Source organism: Duffyella sp. Ts4, from assembly GCF_051851875.1.
Classification (GTDB): Bacteria; Pseudomonadota; Gammaproteobacteria; order Enterobacterales; family Enterobacteriaceae; genus Duffyella; species Duffyella gerundensis.
Genome location: NZ_JBLYPN010000014.1, coordinates 78,857 through 99,364 on the forward strand (window position 1 = coordinate 78,857; position 20,508 = coordinate 99,364).

The 20,508-nt window shown below is 53.6% G+C and carries 19 protein-coding genes; 3 read left to right on the forward strand and 16 right to left on the reverse strand.

Annotated elements, in window-relative coordinates:
* Window positions 1–68: 68 nt before the first annotated feature.
* The 14 genes from atpG to ravA all read right to left on the reverse strand — a co-directional run bounded on the left by atpG (window position 69) and on the right by ravA (window position 15,214).
* Window positions 69–935: a F0F1 ATP synthase subunit gamma gene (atpG, locus tag ACJY2L_RS16905; RefSeq protein ID WP_067434989.1), complete on the reverse strand. Its 867-nt coding sequence runs from the start codon at window positions 933–935 to the stop codon at window positions 69–71.
* A 52-nt stretch (window positions 936–987) separates the two neighbouring features.
* On the reverse strand, window positions 988–2,529 hold the full coding sequence (gene atpA / locus ACJY2L_RS16910; protein ID WP_067434992.1) for a F0F1 ATP synthase subunit alpha: 1,542 nt from the start codon (window positions 2,527–2,529) through the stop codon (window positions 988–990).
* A 14-nt stretch (window positions 2,530–2,543) separates the two neighbouring features.
* A complete protein-coding gene (atpH, locus tag ACJY2L_RS16915) occupies window positions 2,544–3,077 on the reverse strand; it encodes a F0F1 ATP synthase subunit delta (protein WP_067434995.1) in 534 nt (177 codons plus the stop codon).
* Between the two features lie 14 nt (window positions 3,078–3,091).
* On the reverse strand, window positions 3,092–3,562 hold the full coding sequence (atpF, locus tag ACJY2L_RS16920; RefSeq protein ID WP_067434996.1) for a F0F1 ATP synthase subunit B: 471 nt from the start codon (window positions 3,560–3,562) through the stop codon (window positions 3,092–3,094).
* Window positions 3,563–3,658: 96 nt separating this feature from the next.
* Window positions 3,659–3,901, reverse strand: coding sequence for a F0F1 ATP synthase subunit C (gene atpE, locus ACJY2L_RS16925; protein ID WP_038629267.1), 243 nt, complete (start codon window positions 3,899–3,901; stop codon window positions 3,659–3,661).
* 49 nt (window positions 3,902–3,950) lie between these two features.
* The gene (atpB, locus tag ACJY2L_RS16930) at window positions 3,951–4,766 is read right to left on the reverse strand and encodes a F0F1 ATP synthase subunit A (protein ID WP_067434999.1); all 816 of its coding nucleotides are present in this window, start codon (window positions 4,764–4,766) and stop codon (window positions 3,951–3,953) included.
* Between the two features lie 8 nt (window positions 4,767–4,774).
* A complete protein-coding gene (gene atpI / locus ACJY2L_RS16935) occupies window positions 4,775–5,155 on the reverse strand; it encodes a F0F1 ATP synthase subunit I (RefSeq protein WP_067435000.1) in 381 nt (126 codons plus the stop codon).
* 709 nt (window positions 5,156–5,864) lie between these two features.
* Window positions 5,865–6,482, reverse strand: coding sequence for a 16S rRNA (guanine(527)-N(7))-methyltransferase RsmG (gene rsmG, locus ACJY2L_RS16940; RefSeq protein ID WP_439213928.1), 618 nt, complete (start codon window positions 6,480–6,482; stop codon window positions 5,865–5,867).
* A 68-nt stretch (window positions 6,483–6,550) separates the two neighbouring features.
* Complete coding sequence (gene mnmG, locus ACJY2L_RS16945) at window positions 6,551–8,440, reverse strand: tRNA uridine-5-carboxymethylaminomethyl(34) synthesis enzyme MnmG (RefSeq protein WP_225701208.1); 1,890 nt, start codon at window positions 8,438–8,440, stop codon at window positions 6,551–6,553.
* A 455-nt stretch (window positions 8,441–8,895) separates the two neighbouring features.
* Window positions 8,896–9,336, reverse strand: coding sequence for an FMN-binding protein MioC (gene mioC / locus ACJY2L_RS16950; protein ID WP_439213927.1), 441 nt, complete (start codon window positions 9,334–9,336; stop codon window positions 8,896–8,898).
* 146 nt (window positions 9,337–9,482) lie between these two features.
* Window positions 9,483–9,944: a transcriptional regulator AsnC gene (gene asnC, locus ACJY2L_RS16955; RefSeq protein WP_067426480.1), complete on the reverse strand. Its 462-nt coding sequence runs from the start codon at window positions 9,942–9,944 to the stop codon at window positions 9,483–9,485.
* A 98-nt stretch (window positions 9,945–10,042) separates the two neighbouring features.
* Entirely contained in the window at window positions 10,043–12,187 is a 2,145-nt protein-coding gene (gene ovoA / locus ACJY2L_RS16960; RefSeq protein ID WP_439213926.1) for a 5-histidylcysteine sulfoxide synthase, read from the reverse strand.
* A gap of 73 nt (window positions 12,188–12,260) precedes the next feature.
* On the reverse strand, window positions 12,261–13,721 hold the full coding sequence (gene viaA, locus ACJY2L_RS16965; RefSeq protein WP_439213925.1) for an ATPase RavA stimulator ViaA: 1,461 nt from the start codon (window positions 13,719–13,721) through the stop codon (window positions 12,261–12,263).
* Entirely contained in the window at window positions 13,718–15,214 is a 1,497-nt protein-coding gene (gene ravA / locus ACJY2L_RS16970; protein ID WP_439213924.1) for an ATPase RavA, read from the reverse strand. Before ravA ends, viaA begins: the two co-directional genes overlap by 4 nt.
* A 209-nt stretch (window positions 15,215–15,423) precedes the next feature.
* Here ravA and kup point away from each other — a divergent pair, with 209 nt between their 5' ends.
* A complete protein-coding gene (gene kup, locus ACJY2L_RS16975; protein WP_439213923.1) occupies window positions 15,424–17,292 on the forward strand; it encodes a low affinity potassium transporter Kup in 1,869 nt (622 codons plus the stop codon).
* Window positions 17,293–17,323: 31 nt separating this feature from the next.
* On the opposite strand, the gene qseC is transcribed toward kup, so the two are convergent.
* Complete coding sequence (gene qseC, locus ACJY2L_RS16980; protein ID WP_439213922.1) at window positions 17,324–18,661, reverse strand: quorum sensing histidine kinase QseC; 1,338 nt, start codon at window positions 18,659–18,661, stop codon at window positions 17,324–17,326.
* On the reverse strand, window positions 18,658–19,320 hold the full coding sequence (qseB, locus tag ACJY2L_RS16985) for a quorum sensing response regulator transcription factor QseB (RefSeq protein WP_187488849.1): 663 nt from the start codon (window positions 19,318–19,320) through the stop codon (window positions 18,658–18,660). The genes qseC and qseB overlap by 4 nt, the downstream gene beginning before the upstream one ends.
* A 192-nt stretch (window positions 19,321–19,512) precedes the next feature.
* Between qseB and ACJY2L_RS16990 the strand changes: the two genes are divergently transcribed.
* Both ACJY2L_RS16990 and rbsD read left to right on the forward strand, forming a co-directional pair.
* Entirely contained in the window at window positions 19,513–19,914 is a 402-nt protein-coding gene (locus ACJY2L_RS16990; protein ID WP_439213921.1) for a YgiW/YdeI family stress tolerance OB fold protein, read from the forward strand.
* Between the two features lie 171 nt (window positions 19,915–20,085).
* Entirely contained in the window at window positions 20,086–20,505 is a 420-nt protein-coding gene (gene rbsD / locus ACJY2L_RS16995) for a D-ribose pyranase (protein ID WP_067426498.1), read from the forward strand.
* Window positions 20,506–20,508: the final 3 nt, after the last annotated feature.

A 20,508-nucleotide genomic window follows, 5' to 3' on the forward strand; every position in this document is an offset into this window, starting at 1 on the left:
GTTTATACCCACCGCCGCTGTGGCGCAGGCATGCATTGCCGCAACACGATGCGTTGGGTATACCTGGTTTAAACCGCGGAGGCCCCCGAGACGATCTCGGTAAGTTCCTGGGTGATGCTGGCCTGACGAGCTTTGTTGTATACCAACTGCAGCTCTTTGATCAGCTCTCCGCCGTTGTCGGTTGCGGCTTTCATCGCCACCATACGCGCGGCCTGCTCGCTGGCCAGGTTTTCCACAACACCCTGATAAACCTGAGACTCTACATAGCGGCGCAGTAAAGTATCCAGCAGCGCTTTCGGATCGGGTTCATACAGATAATCCCAGGTTTTCTTCTCCAGTTCTTCTTCGCCTTCTGCTGGCGGTAACGGCAGCAGCTGGGTAATCGTTGGAGTCTGAGACATGGTGTTGTTAAATTTGTTGCTAACGATAAAGAGCTTATCAAGGCGACCTTCGTCGTAAGCCTGCAACATCACTTTTACCGGGCCAATCAAATCGGACAGAGAAGGTTTATCTCCCATGCCTGATGCCTGAGCCACGACGTTGCTGCCTACTGCACCGAAGAAAGCGAGACCTTTGGAACCGATAATGGCCAGATCGCTCTGTACGCCTTTATCAGACCAGGCTTTCATATCAGCCAGCAATTTTTTGAACAGGTTAATGTTCAAACCACCACAAAGCCCACGGTCAGTCGAAACGACCAGGTAGCCGACGCGCTTAACGTCACGCTCCGCAAGGTAAGGGTGCTTGTATTCCAGATTACCCAGTGCAATGTGACCAATCACTTTGCGCATGGTATCTGCATACGGACGGCTGGCCGCCATGCGTTCCTGCGTTTTACGCATTTTGGAGGCGGCGACCATTTCCATCGCTTTGGTGATCTTTTGCGTGTTTTTTACGCTGCCGATCTTACTACGTATCTCTTTTGCGCCGGCCATTAGCTTCTCCTCAAAGCCTTGCGGCCTGCCTTTTCAGACAGGCCGCCAGACATTACCAGGACTGGGTTGCTTTAAACGTTTCGAGCAGGCCTTTCAGCTTCGCTTCGATATCGTTATTAAAGTTGCCAGTTTGGTTGATTTCCTGCATCAGCTCAGCGTGTTCGCGATCCGCGTACGCCAGCAGAGCGGCTTCGAAGCTGCCAATTTTAGCCAGTTCAACGTCGTTCAGGAAGCCACGCTCAGCAGCAAACAGCACCAGACCCTGCTGCGCAACTGACATCGGCGCATACTGTTTCTGTTTCAGCAATTCGGTCACTTTCTGACCATGGCTGAGCTGTTTACGGGTTGCGTCATCCAGATCGGAAGCGAACTGAGAGAACGCTGCCAGTTCACGATACTGTGCCAGTGCGGTACGAATACCACCGGACAGTTTCTTGATGATCTTGGTCTGAGCAGCACCGCCCACACGGGATACGGAGATACCCGGGTTAACCGCCGGACGAATACCGGAGTTAAACAGGTTAGATTCCAGGAAGATCTGACCATCGGTAATCGAAATTACGTTGGTTGGAACGAATGCTGAAACGTCACCCGCCTGGGTTTCAATGATCGGCAGAGCGGTCAGAGAACCGGTTTTACCTTTAACTTCGCCTTTAGTGAAGTTTTCCACGTACTCAGCGTTAACACGAGATGCGCGCTCCAGCAGACGGGAGTGAAGGTAAAATACGTCGCCAGGGAAGGCTTCACGGCCTGGTGGACGACGCAGCAGCAGAGAAATCTGACGGTAGGCGATAGCCTGTTTAGACAGGTCATCATAAACGATCAGTGCATCTTCACCGCGGTCACGGAAATATTCGCCCATTGCGCAACCTGCATAAGGAGACAGGTATTGCAGAGCAGCAGATTCAGAAGCGGAAGCAACCACGACGATGGTGTTCGAAAGGGCGTTATGCTCTTCCAGTTTACGTACCACGTTAGCGATGGTGGAGGCTTTCTGACCGATAGCAACATAAACACATTTGATGCCAGAATCGCGCTGGTTGATGATCGCATCGATCGCCATCGCGGTTTTACCGGTCTGACGGTCGCCGATGATCAGCTCACGCTGGCCCCGACCGATTGGAATCATCGCATCAACGGCTTTATAACCAGTCTGAACCGGCTCATCAACGGATTGGCGATCGATTACGCCTGGCGCAATCACTTCAATTGGCGAGAAGCCGTCATTTTCGATAGCGCCTTTGCCATCGATTGGTGCACCCAGTGTGTTAACCACACGGCCCAGCAGGCCGCGGCCAACCGGAACTTCCAGGATGCGACCCGTACACTTAACCTTCATGCCTTCAGCAAGGTCAGCGTAAGGACCCATGACCACAGCACCGACAGAGTCGCGCTCAAGGTTCAGGGCGATAGCGTAACGGCTACCCGGCAGGGCAATCATCTCACCCTGCATCACATCGGCCAGGCCGTGTACGCGGATGATACCGTCACTTACAGAAACAATAGTACCTTCGTTGTGAGCTTCGCTCACTACATTGAACTGAGCAATGCGCTGCTTGATCAGTTCGCTGATTTCAGTGGAATTCAGTTGCATATGCTCCAGTTCCCTTAAGACTGCAGGACGTCTGCCAGACGCTCAAGGCGGCCGCGAACGCTGCCATCAATGACCATATCACCCGCACGGATGATAACGCCTGCCATAACAGACTTGTCGATTTTGCAATTCAGCTTAACTTTGCGTGACAGACGTTTTTCCATCGCGGTGCTGATTTTAGCCAGCTGGTCGTTACTCAGCGTACTGGCGGAAATCACCTCAACTTCTGCGGTAGCGTCATACGCCGCGCGCAGCGCGATGAATTGTTCCAGTACTGCCGGTAGCGCCGTTAAACGCCCGTTTTCGGCCATTACCTTAATCAGGTTTTGACCCGCTTCGTCCAGTTGGTCACCGCAGATGGCGATGAAAGAGGCAGATAAAGCTTCCGGTGCTAACGCACCGGAAAGGAGATCAGCCACCTGTTCATTGCTTGCTACTTCTGCAGCAAATGACAGCATCTGCTGCCAGCGATCGACATTCTGCTTTTCAACAGCAAAGTCAAAAGCTGCTTTGGCGTAGGGGCGAGCTACAGTAATTAATTCAGACATCAGCCCCTTCCTCCTTACAGTTCAGCGACCAGTTTATCAACGATGTCGCTGTTAGCAGCTTCATCCACGGAACGTTCGATGATTTTCTCGGCGCCGGCCACAGCCAGCATCGCGACTTGCTTACGTAACTCTTCACGAGCACGTTTACGCTCAGCATCAATTTCTGCCTGCGCTTGCGTGAGGATCTTGTTACGTTCCTGCTCAGCTTCCGCTTTCACTTCGTCCAAAATCTGTGCACGACGTTTATTTGCCTGCTCGATAATGACCTGAGCTTCTTCTTTCGCTTTTTTCAGCTGGTCGGTCGCATTAGCCTGCGCGAGATCCAGATCTTTTTTGGCACGTTCGGCGGAAGCAAGGCCTTCAGCAATTTCTTTCTGGCGCTTTTCGATAGCAGCCATAATCGGCGGCCATACGTACTTCATGCAGAACGCGACAAACAGGATGAACGCGATAGCCTGGCCGAGGATTGTTGCGTTAATGTTCACAGCACAATGCCTCTTGTTAAATTAACTTACTCTGCCGCATCAAGGAGAAGCGGCAGAATCCGTTCGCCAAACATTAGATGAATGGCGAACCCTCGATCATCCAGCGACAGCGAACATCACGTAGAGACCCAGACCAACAGCGATCATCGGGATTGCATCCACCAGACCCATCACAACAAAGAACTGCGTACGCAGCAGAGGAATCAGATCCGGTTGACGCGCGGCGCCTTCCAGGAATTTACCTCCGAGGATGCCGATACCGATCGCAGCACCGATTGCCGCCAGGCCCATCATCACAGCGGCAGCCATGTACAGCAGATCCATATTCAGGTTTTCCATGACAGTCTCCAGTTTGTTTCAGTTAAAAGCAGTAGTGTTGAGAAAAAAATCAATGTTCTTCAGATGCCATCGACAGATAGACAATCGTTAAGACCATGAAAATGAAAGCCTGCAGCGAAATGATCAGGATGTGGAAAATGGCCCATGGCACATTCAGGATCCACTGTGACCACCACGGCAACAGACCTGCAATCAGGATAAAAATCAACTCACCCGCATACATGTTGCCGAACAGTCGTAAACCAAGCGAAACCGGTTTAGACAGCAGGCTCACACCTTCAAGAATCAGGTTGATCGGGATGAAGAGCGGGTGATTGAAAGGTTGCAGAGTCAGTTCTTTGGTGAAGCCACCCACACCTTTCATTTTGATGCTGTAAAACAGAATCAAAATAAAGACGCCCAATGCCATCGACAGCGTAACGTTAACGTCAGCTGAAGGCACCACGCGCAGCGCCGGAAGACCTAACCAGTGCTCACCGATATACGGCAGCAGGTCAATCGGCAGCAAATCCATAAAGTTCATCAAAAACACCCAGACGAAAATCGTCAGGGCTAACGGGGCAATCAGCTTGCTCTTGCCGTGGTACATGTCGCGAACATTGCTGTCAACGAAGCCCACAACCAGCTCGATAGCCGCCTGCATTTTTCCCGGTACGCCGCTGGTGACGTTCTTCGCCACTTTACGGAACAGGAACAGAAACAACAGTCCCAGCACAACAGAGAAAAACATGGAATCAAGATTTAACGTCCAGAACGTCGCTGGTGCGTCGTGTGCCACCAACTGGAAAGTACGCAGATCCATCTGAAGATGTGTCAGATGGTGACCTATGTATTCCTGTGGCGTAGAGAGTTCTCCTGCGGCCATGATGCCTCTTACCCTTTGTTGTTAATTACAGCCGGTGCAACGATTTGAACAATCAACACCGATAACCAGGTCAACCCGAGCGGCATAAACACCGCATCGAACACACCTAACGCCACAATAAGAAAAATGATGGTGGCAAACACCTTCAACACTTCTCCCAGAGCAAAGCTCCAGGCGACTCGACCTTTTGCGGGTGTTTGCGCCTGTAGGCGCCAGGCTAAAATCATAAACAACACGTTAGGCAGCCAGGCCGCCAAACCACCTGCGATGGCAGATGCGCCCCAAGTGACACCTTTCAACGTAAACAGCGCGCCGATTATGACAAACGTCACCAGCTGAATAAGCAGCACGGTCCGGGCAAATTTCACACTGTAAAGAGACACTGACATGACGCTGAAACTCTCCTGCCCCGTTGGGGGTATGTCGCGTGTCGTATGAGACTGTCTTTACTCATTTGAGTCAAGCAGCAAAAAACGAGCAAATTATACGGTGCATACCTGCGATTTCAATCGATAAGTAGAGAAAAGGTGAACAATTATTTAAATTTCTTTCGGAAGGGCTATTTTGTAAAACCATTCTCTCACTGCTTTCACCCTGCTATTTTCTTAAAACGCTTAAAATCCTGGCAATAAAGCGTGCTTCAGATCACAAAATTCTCAGATAATTTATCCATATCAATACGGATTATTCCTGGAATTAGGACTACATGACCATAAAAACCCTTTAAAATCAAACAAATAATTATTCATAAAAACAAAAACAAAAATAACATCGATTAACAGCCTGAATTGACATCAGTACGATCAATTTTGCATTTAAATGCCATCACCCTGGGCCACTTATCGCTGACATATATTTCCGCCTGTAATTATCGACAATGTAAAATGGCAGGCCAGTCGTGATCTTCCTGCTAATAACTTGTGAATATTACGTTAAATGTAACGAGAAATTGCTATCAGTTTCCTGCAGGGCTTTTAACCGAACGATAACATTACCTAAAAACAACAATCGATCTCCAACGGGTTCGAATGCGTTTTTTTTGACCGATGGACAGAATCGATAGCGTTCGCTCAGCGGCTAAAGACGCAAAAAAAGCGATTATTGCGCAGTAATAATCACCAGATGACGCTCACCTTCCAGTTCGGGCACCTGCAATCGGATGATTTTTTCAACAGCAAATGGCGCGGGTAAAGCAGCAATTTCATCGTCTGGCTGCACGCCTTTTAAGGCATAAAAGCGCCCTTCCCTGCCGGGTAAATGATGACACCAGCTTACCATGTCACCAATGGAGGCAAAGGCACGGCTGATGACGCCATCAAAGCCAGGCTCGGCAGGAAAATCTTCTACGCGGCTCTGTAAGGGTTCAATGTTAGTAAGCCCTAACTCATGCTTAACCTGACGCAGAAATCGCACGCGTTTTCCCAGACTGTCTAACAAAGTAAAATGCGACTGCGGCCGCACGATAGCCAGCGGAACACCAGGCAATCCCGGACCGGTGCCAACATCGATGAAGCGTTCGCCCTGTAGATGCGGTTCGACCACAATGCTGTCCATGATATGCCTGATCAACATCTGCTGCGGGTCACGAACTGAGGTCAGGTTGTAAGCCTTGTTCCATTTATCCAGCAAGGCGACATAGGCAACCAGCTGCTGTTTTTGTTGATCGGACAATGAAATGTTGGCCGCTTTCAGCAGCGTATCGAGTTTAGCTATCACAACGTTACCAGGAATTCAGAGGATAAAAGGCGGGCGTACAGCAGTACGCCCGGGTGATGCAGTCAAAATCAGGCACTTTTACGCAGCAAGCCCTGCTTTTTCAGGTAAACCAGCAAAATCGAAATTGCCGCTGGCGTCACACCAGAAATACGCGAAGCCTGGCCAATTGAAACCGGTTTATGATCGTTAAGCTTGGCGATCACTTCGTTCGAAAGGCCGCTGACGTTGTGATAATCAAGTTCGACAGGCAACGCGGTGTTCTCATTGCGCTGTTGACGATTGATCTCTTCCTGCTGACGCGCGATATACCCTTCATATTTGACCTGAATCTCAACCTGCTCAGCGGCTTCTTCATCCACCAGTGCTGGAGCGAACAGGCTCAGGGTCATCAGCTGGTTATAGGTCATTTCCGGGCGACGCAGCAGATCTTCACCGCTCGCTTCTTTGGTCAGGGCAGCACTCAGCACGGTATTCACTTCTGCCACGCTTTCTGATTTAGGGTGAACCCAGATATCGCGCAGACGCTGGCGTTCACGCTCGATCGATTCCAGTTTGTCGTTAAAACGTGCCCAGCGAGCGTCATCAACCAGACCTAATTCGCGGCCCGTTTCGGTCAGACGCAAATCGGCATTATCTTCACGCAGCATCAAACGGTATTCGGCGCGTGAGGTAAACATGCGGTACGGCTCTTTGGTACCCAGTGTACACAGGTCATCAACCAGCACGCCCAGGTAGGCCTGATCGCGGCGAGGTGCCCAGCCCTCTTTGTCAGCAGACAGGCGCGCGGCGTTCAAACCAGCCAACAGACCTTGCGCGGCTGCTTCCTCATAACCGGTAGTGCCGTTAATCTGACCGGCAAAGAACAGGCCATGAATAAATTTGCTTTCCAGCGTCGGGTGCAGATCGCGCGGATCGAAAAAGTCATACTCAATGGCGTAGCCCGGACGGACGATCTTCGCGTTTTCCAGGCCCTGCATCGAACGAACGATCTGCATTTGGACATCAAACGGTAGGCTGGTAGAAATACCGTTTGGATAAATTTCATTGCTGGTCAGGCCTTCCGGTTCAAGGAAGATCTGGTGCGCGTTGCGATCGGCAAAACGCATCACTTTATCTTCGATCGACGGACAATAACGTGGGCCAATGCCTTCAATCACCCCGGCATACATCGGGCTGCGATCGAGGTTATTGCGGATCACATCATGGGTTTTTTCGTTGGTGTAGGTGATATAGCACGGCACCTGCTGGGGATGCTGTGCGGCATTGCCCATGAACGAAAAGACCGGCAACGGCGTATCACCGTGCTGTGGTGCCAGAACGCTGAAATCGATTGTGCGCGCATCAATACGCGGCGGCGTGCCGGTTTTCAGGCGGCTGACGCGCAGTGGCAATGCACGCAAACGGCGTGCCAAAGGAATAGAAGGCGGATCGCCAGCACGGCCACCGCTGTAATTATCCAGTCCGATGTGAATTTTGCCGTCAAGGAAAGTCCCAACGGTCAGGACCACCGATTTTGCACGAAACTTGAGACCCATCTGGGTTACGGCACCCACAACACGATCGTTTTCAACGATCAGATCGTCGACCGCCTGCTGGAAGATCATCAGGTTTGGCTGATTCTCCAGCGCGGTTCTGACGGCCTGCCGATAGAGGACGCGATCGGCCTGAGCACGAGTTGCCCGCACCGCGGGGCCTTTGCTGGCGTTTAGTATCCTAAACTGGATGCCGGCATGGTCGATAGCATGTGCCATCAGGCCGCCCAGAGCGTCCACTTCCTTAACCAGATGACCTTTCCCAATGCCGCCAATCGCCGGGTTACAGGACATTTGTCCCAGCGTGTCGATATTGTGAGTTAATAACAGGGTTTGCTGACCCATCCTGGCAGCTGCCATTGCGGCTTCAGTGCCTGCATGACCGCCACCGATCACGATGACGTCAAAAGGATCGGGATAAAACATGGAAGTGCACCTCAAAGTTGGACCATCAGGATCGTGTGGTGTCCTGGGTGAAAGATTCTACTTAAATTCAGTCGAAGGGGAAAGCGCCGGGATCCGTAGGTTTTAAAAGATAGATCTTTAATTCTTTGATGATCTCTCTGTTAGATCTCTTATTAGGATCGCCATTATCTGTGGATAACCACGAATTCATGCACAATAACAGGAGATTACAAAGGATCGTATGCTGTGAATGATCGGTGATCCTGATCCGTATAAGCTGGGATCAACTTTGCTAGTTATGCACAGGCTGAAAAAGCATCAGCGGTTGTTCTTTGGATAACTACCGGTTGTTACCAGCATTAAGGCCTAGTTATCCACAGATATTCCGGTGCAAAACGTGCGATCCAGGGAAAAGATCGCCCATTAAGGACGCGATCGCGAGCCAATAACGATCGTTTTGACGCAGGATCGTCTCCTTATAGCTGCTCGATCCAGCTTTCCAGCCAGACTTCCGCAGGATCTTCAGGAATCTCATGCTCCAGCATATCGATTTCCAGGCGATCGCCGATGCGTTGCGCACCACGATTTTGCAATAGCGCATCAAACTGCTTAATCGCGCCGCAAAAAAGATCGTATTCACGGTTGCCAATACCAATTGCACCATAGCGTACCGCTGACAGATCGGGTTGCCGCTTGGTGATCTCATCAAACAGCACCTGTAAATTGTCCGGCAGGTCGCCTGCACCATGCGTCGATGTCACCACCAGCCAAATTCCGGATAACGTCAGTTCATCCAGCGCCGGTCCGTGCAACATTTCGCTGGACTTGCCCACTTCCTCAAGCTTTTCAGCCAGATGTTCAGCAACGTATTCCGCGCTGCCCAGCGTGCTACCGGTAATAAAGGTAATGTCAGCCATGAAGATCCCCCGTTAAAGAGGCGCATTGTACGCTGTGATTAACGTCTGATCCACCTGTGGAAAACAAGGTTATGGTTGATCGGCGATCCGCTGCTGGCAGTGCTGGCGAGCGGATCCGGACAGGGATAACTTTGTGCACAACTTGATCAGGGTTTGATGGTTCGCATGATGGGGTTTTGCAGGGAGATCAGCGTTTCAGTGGATTGGATCTCATCGATAGTCTGAATTTTATTGATCAGCACCTGCTGCAGCGCGTCGATTGAGCGGCACATGACCTTAATGAAAATGCTGTAGTGGCCGGTGGTGTACCAGGCTTCTACTACTTCGTCGAGTGCGTTCAGGCGCGCCAGTGCGGCAGGGTAGTCTCGGGCGCTTTTCAGGATGATGCCGATGAAGCAGCAGACGTCGAAGCCGAGGCGGCGCGGATCGATCTCAACGCGCGTGCCAAGAATGATGCCCGCCTGCTTCATCTTTTCTACCCGTACGTGAATGGTGCCCGGGCTGACATTAAACTGTTTGGCCAGCTCTGCGTACGCTGTGCGGGCGTTCTCCAGCAGCGCATTAAGGATGCCGCGATCAAGATTATCGAGTTGAATATTGTCTGTCATAGAGCGGGTTTCCAGAGGAAAAGGCATGCGGCAGAATGTGCAGGAAAACAGCGGGGATGGCAACAGTCAGGCAGCGGTTTCCCGCTGCCTGATGGGGATTAACGCTTACGCCACAGCGTGACCTGGGCAACGCTATGCTGGAACTTACGCGCGGTCTCACGAATCACGAATGGCACATCACGCGGCGCCGCCAGCTGTTCAAAATCTTCAGCCAGCATTCTTTGTAGCGCCTGCAGCGTGGTCAGCGCTTCGCCGTTCTCGCGGATACCGCCCAGCCAGTTCTCTTTTGGCGTGTAGTCTTCCAGCCAGGTATAAGGCGAGGCGATCACCAGTAGCCCGCCTGAGACGATCATTGGGGTAACATCCTGCAAAAAGCGCGCGGGCTGGCGCAGGCGATCGATCAGGTTAGCCGCCAGCACCAGATCATAGTGATCCGCCTGCGGTTTCAGATTACAGGCATCGCCCTGTAAAAAGCTGATGCGCCGCGCTTGCTCCACATTCAGATCGAGTGCTTTCAGGCTGACCTGACGGTACTCCACCAAATCGCCCTCTTCCGGCACCACATAACGAAACTCATCGCCGCTGGTTAGCTGCAACGCGACATCAATAAAGCGCGCCGAGTAATCCATGCCGACAACCCGATCGAAATGGCGGGCAAGCTCAAAACTGGCCCGACCGGTGGCGCAGCCAATGTCGAGGGCGCGGCCGCGTTTTTTGCTGTGTTGTAAGGCAATATCTACCAGCGCGGTGGCATAGTTGTCGACGCCGAAGTAGTCCGGACCATACTGAAAATCGAGATACTGCGACACCATGCTGTCGGTTTCATACGGATTAAGCTTTGCCACTTCTTTATGCTGCGAAACGACGTATCGGAAGCCCGCATGCTGAAAGAAGTGGCGGCGGAATGCGTAGCGCGCGGATTTCAGGGCTTCATTACCGGTGGAAATCCAGCTGCCGCCTTTGATGATGTTGTGCTGACCATCAAAGGTCGGCGTGGAAAAATCATCATAGAGCGGATGAACACGAAAGCCCTCAAAGCCGCTGATGGGCGTTGTGGTCCACTGCCAGACATTTCCGATCACATCGTACAGTTCACCCTGCTGAAAACGGTCAACCGCACAGGATGAAGCCCAGTATTCCAGATTGATATTGCCTGGTGCCCGTGACCAGTTGGTCTGATCGCTGTCGAGGCTGTCGCGAAGAAAGGTCCATTCTGCTTCGCTCGGCAACTGCACCGGCTCACCGGTCACTTCAGCTTTCCAGCGGCAGAAAGCGGCGGCTTCCAGTTGATTTACCTCGGCAGGCCAGTCCCACGGCATTGTGACCTCTTCGGTCAGCAGGCGTAAACGCAGCGCGTTAGGATGGGCGATATCACCGACCCAAAACGTTGGCTTGTCGGCTTTAGCGAACTGACACCAGCGCCAGCCTTCGCCATCCCACCACGTTTCATTTTGATAGCCGCCAGCGGTAACAAACTCGAAAAACTCAGCGTTGCTGACCAGCATTTTACTGGCACTGAAGGGCGCCACATCGCTGTGCAGCGTGCCGTATTCATTATCCCAGCCGTAGGTGTCATCGGTTTTACCCTGACTCACGCGGCCACCGGCCTGCGACACCAAACTGTTATGCGGTACCGCATCACGCTGATGGCGCGCTTGCGGACAGGCTGGCCAGTGCGGCTGCGGTTTTACCCACTCGATCGGCAGCTGACGTATTAATACGCTGGAGGTCTCCAGATGAATACGCTCATGCTCAATGCCCATCAGAATCACCCAGGCCGGGCTATGCCAGTCGATCGGCAACGTTAACGGTAGGGTGCGAATCACCTCGCTGACTAACGCAAACACGTTGTTACGATAATCACGGACTTCGGCCACGCTCGGCCAACTGTAATGGCTGTCGTTCAAATCATCCCAGCTCATCTCATCCACGCCGATCGCCATAATGGCTTCGATACGATCGTCAATGCGCCGATCGATATAGCGTCCCGCCATCAACTTGTTGATATAGAAGGTCGCGGTATGGCCGTAATAGAAGATCAGCGGGTGGCGCAGCGAAATCGCCTTGTTGAAATAGGCTTGTTCGTCCGCCAGGCAATCAAACAGGCTCTCGTACAGCGTCCATGTTTGCGTGAAGTAATCGAGCAGCTGTTGGCGTTTTTGTTCCGGGTCAGTGCCGCTCAGTAAAAGCGTGCGGGTGGGTGCAGGTAAAGCGTTATCAGAATGGTACTGTAGTGACGTCACGTTATGCTCCTGGTGCCAAATGGCTACAAGCGTAACGGTAAACTGTAGCAAAGAAGCGTGAAATGCGTATGACTCAACGTTTCCAGCGACGGAGCAGGCGGCTCTTCAGGCCAGTATCAAAGCGCCAGATATGATCGAAAATACGCATAATGCCCGGCTTACCGTGGGCTGACATGGCCACCGCATGAAAGCGCTGTTGCTGCTGTTGCTGACTGGATTTAACCGCGGCGATGACGCTATCCGGCAGGCGCTGCGCAATAAAATCAGACAGAATGACCGCATCGGCATCGTGCCAGGCAGGTTCGGCCAGCCGGCGGAGAATGGCTTCCAGGCAGGCCGCCAGGTTAGTGCCGCCGCGAAAGCGCTGACTGAGAAAACGGATCGCCTGTTCCATGCCGTTGTCGCCGGTCAGCTCGTAGCCAATCACATCCTGCGCGAACAGCATAATGTAGCAGCGTCGTTTGTCGGCCAGCGCCACCTTGAGCAGCGCCAGACAAAAGGCTTTGGCACAGCGTTCGTTAAAGCCGCCCATGGAGCCTGAAGTATCGACACAAACAATAAAAGGCCCGCGTGGCTGCTCTTCGTGCTGCTGGTGGCTAACTGGGCGCAGGGAAACATGATCGTGCCAGGCATCGCCCTGCAAGCGATAGGTGAGCAGGCGTTTCTCCACCAGCCGCCGATAAAACTCCAGCTCAAGATCGCTGATGCCCAGCGTGGCCAGTTCAGGCGGCAATAGCCGCATAACATCGGCGCTTTGATGGATGCCGTTGACCTCTTCCGGCACCGATTCCGGCTCGCGCACCCAGGCATGATGCTCTTCCAGCGGCGCATCCGGCGTCGGCACGGATTTGGCTTCACGGCTGCGACCCAGCTGCTGCGCCAGCTTCATCAGCTCCGGCTGTTGCGCCAGGAAATCGCCATATTGCACGATGAGCTGATAATCGCCGCGTTGTAAGGTTGAACTACTCATATCCCACAGCCGGCCCGCAGCGGCTTCGTCATCGTCCGCCAGCACGGGTGACAATTGGCCGCTCATGGCCAGCCGCTGCTGCAGTTCCGCCAGCAGCTTTTCACGCTCTGCTTCCAACAGCTGCTGATTCAGCGTCAGCGTCTGCAACGTCAGGCTCAGTCGCCAGCGCTGCAGAAATAAGGTGTGTTGTGCATGACTCAGCAGCAGCGCATCGCTATGGCCAATCAGCTGTGAGGCCTGATCATAAAAAGGCGACGGCAACGCTGCCAGCTGCTTCAACAGCGAGGGCAACTGCTGGCAGAACTGCTCGCTACTCAGCAGCTGAGCATGCTGGAACAGGCTGAACTCCTGCTCCAGCGCAGGCGGCACCGGCGTGCTTTTCAGATGCTCAAGAATTTCGCTTTTCCAGCGCGGCACATCGCGCAGCATGGCCTGCTTCATGCGGGGAAACTTTTCAAAAAACAGCGCCAGCTGCGGCGAGGCTAATAACGCAATAATCAACTCTTCGATAAGCTCGCCTTCACCTACTGCCAACAGTGCGCTGAGCGTATCGAGCGAGATCACTGGCGCGCCTTTTTCAGCTGTTCTGCCACGTCCTGCAAGCTGTTTTCAATGCGTGCCAGCCAGTCATCACTGATAAACAAACAACGCTGATGCTGACTGAACTGCGCGCGCTGCATGCGTAGCTGACTTTCCAGCTCTTCCAGCGCGGTGACGATCTCTTCCGGCAGATCGCGATTATCGGCCGCGCCGGGGAGCGTCAGCCGTGAAGCCTGCAGGCTGAGATCCCGAATAACCAGATAATCCTGGCTATCGACCTGCATATCCAGCACCTGCGCAAAACCGATGCCGTTAAGCTTGCCGCGAATGTCGCCGTGCTTTTGCAGCCAGTGCGTCAGCGCGTCCTGACTGAGCTCAATATGGCTTACCTGCATATCATGTAGCGTCAACGGCTGTTGCAGCATCAGCGTAATCTGTTCGCCAGCCAGGGCGGCAGGCAGGTCGTAATGCGGTTTACGGCTGAACATGCCGCCATGTTTTTCCAGGCGAATCGCCAGTTCGCTGTTCTTTTGCTGCTGCAGGCTTAGCCGACGCGCGGTGATCTGCTGAATTTTCAGCTGCATCGCCTGCTGCTGCCACGCCTGCTGGCAGATCAACGCATCGATTTCGCGATCCAGCATTTTCATCGAGGCGAGATCGTGCCACAGGCAATCTTTCAACAGGATCAGATCGACCGGCGCAATCGCCTGACGTCCGCTATAAAATGCACAGGCCTGCAGTAGATGGATCGCTTTTTTCCAGCGGCGGTCAGAAATGTAGGGAGCGTCGGGCTGCTTTTCGAGCTGCTGGCGTAGCTGATAAATCAACTCGAAAACGTTATCAGGCAGCGCCACTTTGGCAATGCCCAGCTGCCATTCATGGTATTCCTCATCGCTGATGCAGAGCGAATCGGCCACCGGATTGCTGTTTTCATCCTGCTGATGCGTCAACATACTGCGGAAATTCTGCTTTTCGTGCACATTATCGAGCCAGAGCCGAATCAGCATGCGATCGTAAAGCGCTTCCAGGCCGCTGTCTGCCTCGGGCAGCTCGTTTGATGCGGTAACCAGCAGGCGCATTGGGATGCGCTCTTCGCAGTCGCCGTTGCGAAAGCGGCGTTCGTTAATGGCGGTCAGCAAGGTGTTAAGAATCGCTGGCCCGGCTTTCCAAATCTCATCCAAAAAAACGATCTCTGCGTCGGGCAAATAGCCTTTGGTCAGCCGCTGATAACGCCCTTCGTCTTTTAGCGCCTGAATCGACAGTGGACCAAACACCTCTTCTGGCGTGGAAAAGCGCGTCATTAAATATTCAAACGCCCGCGCATGCTGAAAGGCATATTTTAGGCGGCGCGCGATGAGGCTTTTGGCAATGCCTGGCGGGCCAAGCAGAAAGACGCTTTCGCCACTCAGGGCGGCCAGCAGGCAGAGACGTATCGCATGATGACGCTCATACAATCCTTTCTCTAACGCATTGCTGAGGCGCGAAATTCGTTCAGCCAGTAAATGAGGTTGGGCCATAATCACAAATCATCCTGTAAACCGATTTAAGCTGCTTTTCGCCAGCGCACACACTATCGGCTATCATGCTTGAAAGAGTTGATTGCAGTCAGCTTTTTTATCCTGAAAGGGTGAGCCGACGCGATGCAGCCTCGTTGCAGGGATAGGCTTTTCATGTAAATCGTGCATACTGTGCTCTTTTTGGCGCCGCCCAACACAAGACAAATCCTATGAGCTCGGATAAAAAACAGCCCCTCGCAGCCGTCACTCTGGCTGCCATCGGCGTGGTATATGGTGACATTGGCACCAGCCCGCTTTACACCTTACGCGAATGTCTCTCCGGCCAGTTTGGTTTCGGGGTTGAGCACGATGCCATTCTGGGCTTTCTGTCGCTGATTAGCTGGCTGTTGATCATCGTGGTGTCGCTGAAATACATCAGTTATGTGATGCGTGCCGATAACGCCGGTGAAGGCGGTATTTTGACGCTGATGTCGCTGGCGGGACGCCATACCGGTGCTCGTACCACCGCGCTGCTGGTGATTATGGGACTGATCGGCGGCAGTTTCTTCTATGGTGAAGTGGTGATCACCCCGGCAATTTCGGTGATGTCCGCCATGGAAGGGCTGGAAATTGCTGCGCCTTCGCTGGATGCCTGGATTGTACCGCTCTCGGTAGCCGTACTGACCTTTCTGTTTATGATTCAGAAGCAGGGCACCGGGCTGGTGGGCAAGCTGTTTGCTCCGGTAATGTTGCTCTGGTTTCTGGTGCTGGCGGTGTTGGGTATTCGCGGCATTATGGATAACCCAACGGTGCTGCAGGCGCTCAATCCGTGGTGGGCGTTCCATTTCTTTGTCGAATATAAGACCGTCTCCTTCTTTGCGCTGGGCGCGGTGGTGCTGTCGATTACCGGCGTTGAAGCGCTTTATGCCGATATGGGCCACTTCGGCAAATTGCCCATCCGCGTCGCCTGGTTTAGCGTGGTGCTGCCTTCGCTGATACTGAATTACTTTGGTCAGGGCGCGCTGCTGCTTACCCATCCTGAAGCGATCAAAAACCCCTTCTTTCTGTTGGCGCCTGACTGGGCGTTGATTCCGATGCTGATCCTCGCCACGCTGGCCACGGTAATCGCCTCGCAGGCGGTTATTTCAGGTGTGTTTTCCCTGACCCGCCAGGCGGTGCGTCTCGGCTATCTGCCGCCGATGCGCATTATTTACACGTCGGAAAAAGAGGCCGGACAGATTTACATCCCGATCATCAATTGGGTGCTCTATTTTGCCGTGCTTATCGTCATTATCAGTTTCGAGCACTCCAGCAACCTGGCTGCCGCTTACGGTATTGCCGTGACCGGTACCATGGTGCTGACCACCATGCTCTCCTGCACGGTGGCGGTGAAAAACTGGCACTGGAATCGGGCGGCCGTGGGTCTGATTCTGGTGGTGCTGCTCTGTATCGATGTGCCGCTGTTCTCCGCAAACCTGGTGAAGATTTTCTCCGGTGGCTGGCTGCCGCTCTGTCTGGGACTGGTGATGTTTATCATTATGACCACCTGGAAAAGCGAGCGTTTCCGCCTGCTGCGCCGTATGCATGAACACGGCAATTCGCTGGATGCGATGATCACCTCACTGGAGAAATCGCCGCCGGTACGCGTGCCCGGCACCGCGGTGTATATGTCGCGTGCGCTAAACGTTATTCCGTTTGCCATGCTGCACAACCTCAAACATAACAAGGTGCTGCACGAGCGCGTGGTGCTGTTGACCCTGCGCACGGAAGATGCGCCTTACGTGCATAATTTACGTCGCGTAGCGATTGAGCAGCTCTCCCCAACGTTCTGGCGTGTGGTGGCAAGTTATGGCTGGCGCGAAACGCCCAATATGGAAGAGATTTTTCATCGCTGCGGGCTGGAAGGATTGAACTGCCGGATGATGGAAACGTCGTTCTTTATGTCGCACGAATCGCTGATCATCGGCAAACGGCCATGGTATTTGCGGCTGCGCGGCAAACTTTTCATGGCGCTGCAGCGTAATGCCCTGCGCGCGCCGGATCAGTTTGAGATCCCGCCAAATCGCGTGATTGAGCTGGGCACGCAGGTAGAGATTTAAAAACAAGGGCGACGCAATGTCGCCCTTTTTATTACCAGCTCAGCGTGACCACAAAACCGCCGCTGGCCGCATTGGCACACTGCATCCGCATGCCGTGGAGCTGTGCAATATGATGAACGATCGATAACCCCAGCCCACTGCCTGATTTAACCTGACCCGGTGGACGGTAAAACCGCTCGCCCAGACGCGTCAGTGCCTCCGCATCCACGCCCGGTCCATTATCCGCCACCTGAAGATGCCGACTGCCCAAAGTAAGCGTAATACGATCGGCGGGATGTGCGTAACGAATGGCATTGTCGATGAGATTGCGCAGCAGTAATGCCAGCAACAACGGCTGTCCTGACATCGTTACCGCCACCGGAGCTTCAACAGCAAGCGCCATGCCCGCCTGGTAAGCCTTCGCATCGTGATCCATCACCGCCTGTTGCAACAGCAGGCGCAAATCGATCGCTTCGCATTCTGGCAGGCCGCTCTCGTCGTCCAGTCGGGAAAGTGTGAGCAGCTGATCCACCAGCCGGGTGGCGCGATCGATACCGCTGGTCAGGTTATGCAGGGCATGTTCACGCATCACCGGATCGTCATGCGCCAGCTGAACCACTTCCGTCTGTACTTTCAGCGCAGCCAGCGGGCTGCGTAGTTCGTGGGCCGCATCGGCGGTGAAACGGCGTTCGCGGGTTAACAGCGCATTGATACGGGCAAACAGCTGATTGAGTGCGTTGACCATCGGCCTGACTTCGGCTGGCAGCTCTGGCGTTGCCAGCGGCGTACTGTCATCCGGTGCGCGCTGTACCAGCTGAGCGGTAATGCGCTTCAGCGGTGCCAGTTCGCGGGTAATCAGCCACAACAACAGCGCAATTAACACCGGCAATACCACCAGCCACGGCGTAATATTGCTCTGAACCAGATCGCGGCTCATGTCCTGGCGATATTCCCACTCCTGGCCCACGGCGACGACCGTGCGTTTATCGGGCGATGTCAGCCACAGCAGCCGCCAGCGATCGTCATCGCCGCGCAGTTTGCCGTCGGTAAAGCCATCGCGTGAATAATTGAAAATGATATCTTTGCCATTCTCACCGTCATTGAGCACCATCCTGCCGTCGCGGCTGAAGATGGCAAAAGCCAGCGCATCGTCTTCCTGTGCGCCGCGATGATCGTGCAGCAGCGTTTTAGTTTTTGGCAGTCGCGTGGTTTGCGTATCGAGGCTATCGGGATTAAGGGCGATCAGCCGTTTGGCGAACAGCATCTGTTGCGTATCAAACAGTTCATTGATGGTATGACGCGTCTGTTGCCAGGCGAGCAGGCTGGCGGCACTCCAGCCCAGTAGCGTAAGCAGAATAAAGCCGGCCATTAAGCGCGTGCGTAAACTCACGGCGCTTCTCCCAGCGTGTAGCCGACGCCATGTACGGTGCGGATAAAGGTGCTGCCAATCTTTTTCCGCAGATGATGGATGTGCACTTCAACGGCATTGCTGGAGAGATCCTGCTCCCAGCTGTAGAGCTTCTCCTCCAGCTGCGCCCGCGTTAACACCCGTCCCGCATTCAGCAGAAACAGTTCCAGCAGGGCGAGTTCCCGACTTTTCAGGGTCAACGGCTCGCCGTAAAGCGTGGCGGTATGTGTGCCGGGTTCGAGCGTCACTGCGCCGTGTGTGAGCGTGGGTTGCAGCTGACCATGACGGCGGCGAATCAGCGCCTGCAAACGTGCAGCCACTTCCGCCAGCGCAAAAGGCTTACAGAGATAGTCATCGGCACCGCGCTGCAGGCCAGTAACCCGATCTTCCAGCGCATCGCGCGCGGTGAGAATCAGCACCGGTACGTCAGCGCCCTGCTGGCGCCAGTGGCGCAAAATATCCAGACCGTCGGTTTCCGGCAGGCTGAGATCCAAAATCACTGCATCATAGGGTGCCGCCGCCAACGCCTGCTGACCCGCTTTGCCGCCGGTAAACCAGTCGATGCTGAAACCCAGCTTTGCCAGCCCTGCCCGTAATCCATCGCCAATCAGCGGATCATCTTCAATTAATAATATGCGCATGCTTTCCTCCTGCATGGAGCGAGTTATACGCAAGCGCGTCCGCGCTTGTACAGGCAGTTGCGCTAAAAAACGGCATTTTTCGCGTTTTCACAAAAAAATTTACCGCGACTTTACTCCTTAAGAAGCTGTTAAGAACTGCATGCTTTACTTAGCTCTGTAACGCAAACACATTCACGGACAAGAGGTGACACAATGAAAAAGCATGCAGCCCTTCTCGCAATTGTTGCTCTGGCTTCGACGCCAGTATTAGCCGCACAACAGGGCGGTTTTGTTGACCCAAGCCAGCCAGCCGCCAGCGTCAGCGCGCAAAAAGGCGGTTTTAGTGGCCCAAGCGGTAGCGTAGTGACGGTAAAACAGGCACAGGACATGAAGGATGACAGCTGGGTTATCCTGCGCGGTAACATCGTTGAGCGCGTCGGTGAGGATGATTATACCTTCCGCGATGCCACCGGTTCACTGAAGGTCGAGATCGACAACAAGCACTGGAACGGTCAGAACGTGGCACCCGGCGACAAAGTCGAGATTCAGGGCGAGCTGGATAAAGATTTCAACAATGTTGAGATGGACGTTAAACAGGTCCGTAAAATCCAGTAATTCTTCCCAGCGGGCTGCTGCCAGGCAGCCCGTTTTAACCCCTAAAACAAATTTCCTCCGCCGTGAGCGAAACGTTTCGATAGCGATCACATTTCCATCATCTCCTCGTTGTCTTCCCGTCGCATTTTTTCCACACTGCCGCCAGCGAAACGTTTCGCTTGGGAGTGAAACATGAAAAAAGGCCCGTTACTTAACTCTGTGGTGTCAGCAGTTATCGCACAGCTCGGTCATACCGATACGGTGACCATCGGCGATGCCGGCTTGCCCATTCCACAGGGGCCGCTACGCATCGACTTAGCCCTGACACACGGTATTCCGTCGTTTATGCAGGTGCTGGAAACGGTCAGCGAAGAGATGCAGGTTGAGCATGCGGTGCTGGCCGAAGAGGTGAAACAGCATAACGCTGCGCTTCATCAGGCTATGCTGGCGCAGCTGGAAAAACTGCAACAGCGCCAGGGCAATATCATCGCCATTGAATACATTCCGCATGATGCGTTTAAGCAACGCACCCGACAGAGCCAGGCGGTCATTCGCAGCGGAGAGTGTTCTCCTTATGCCAATGTCATTCTCGGCGCTGGCGTCACCTTTTGAGGC

Excerpts from the sequence above, each read along its gene's own strand:
- atpG (WP_067434989.1), bottom strand. The coding sequence starts at position 935 with ATGGCCGGCGCAAAAGAGATACGTAGTAAGATCGGCAGCGTAAAAAAC.
- atpA (WP_067434992.1), bottom strand. The coding sequence starts at position 2,529 with ATGCAACTGAATTCCACTGAAATCAGCGAACTGATCAAGCAGCGCATT.
- atpH (WP_067434995.1), bottom strand. The coding sequence starts at position 3,077 with ATGTCTGAATTAATTACTGTAGCTCGCCCCTACGCCAAAGCAGCTTTT.
- atpE (WP_038629267.1), bottom strand. The coding sequence starts at position 3,901 with ATGGAAAACCTGAATATGGATCTGCTGTACATGGCTGCCGCTGTGATG.
- atpB (WP_067434999.1), bottom strand. The coding sequence starts at position 4,766 with ATGGCCGCAGGAGAACTCTCTACGCCACAGGAATACATAGGTCACCAT.
- atpI (WP_067435000.1), bottom strand. The coding sequence starts at position 5,155 with ATGTCAGTGTCTCTTTACAGTGTGAAATTTGCCCGGACCGTGCTGCTT.
- mnmG (WP_225701208.1), bottom strand. The coding sequence starts at position 8,440 with ATGTTTTATCCCGATCCTTTTGACGTCATCGTGATCGGTGGCGGTCAT.
- mioC (WP_439213927.1), bottom strand. The coding sequence starts at position 9,336 with ATGGCTGACATTACCTTTATTACCGGTAGCACGCTGGGCAGCGCGGAA.
- asnC (WP_067426480.1), bottom strand. The coding sequence starts at position 9,944 with ATGACAGACAATATTCAACTCGATAATCTTGATCGCGGCATCCTTAAT.
- ravA (WP_439213924.1), bottom strand. The coding sequence starts at position 15,214 with ATGGCCCAACCTCATTTACTGGCTGAACGAATTTCGCGCCTCAGCAAT.
- kup (WP_439213923.1), top strand. The coding sequence starts at position 15,424 with ATGAGCTCGGATAAAAAACAGCCCCTCGCAGCCGTCACTCTGGCTGCC.
- qseB (WP_187488849.1), bottom strand. The coding sequence starts at position 19,320 with ATGCGCATATTATTAATTGAAGATGATCCGCTGATTGGCGATGGATTA.
- ACJY2L_RS16990 (WP_439213921.1), top strand. The coding sequence starts at position 19,513 with ATGAAAAAGCATGCAGCCCTTCTCGCAATTGTTGCTCTGGCTTCGACG.
- rbsD (WP_067426498.1), top strand. The coding sequence starts at position 20,086 with ATGAAAAAAGGCCCGTTACTTAACTCTGTGGTGTCAGCAGTTATCGCA.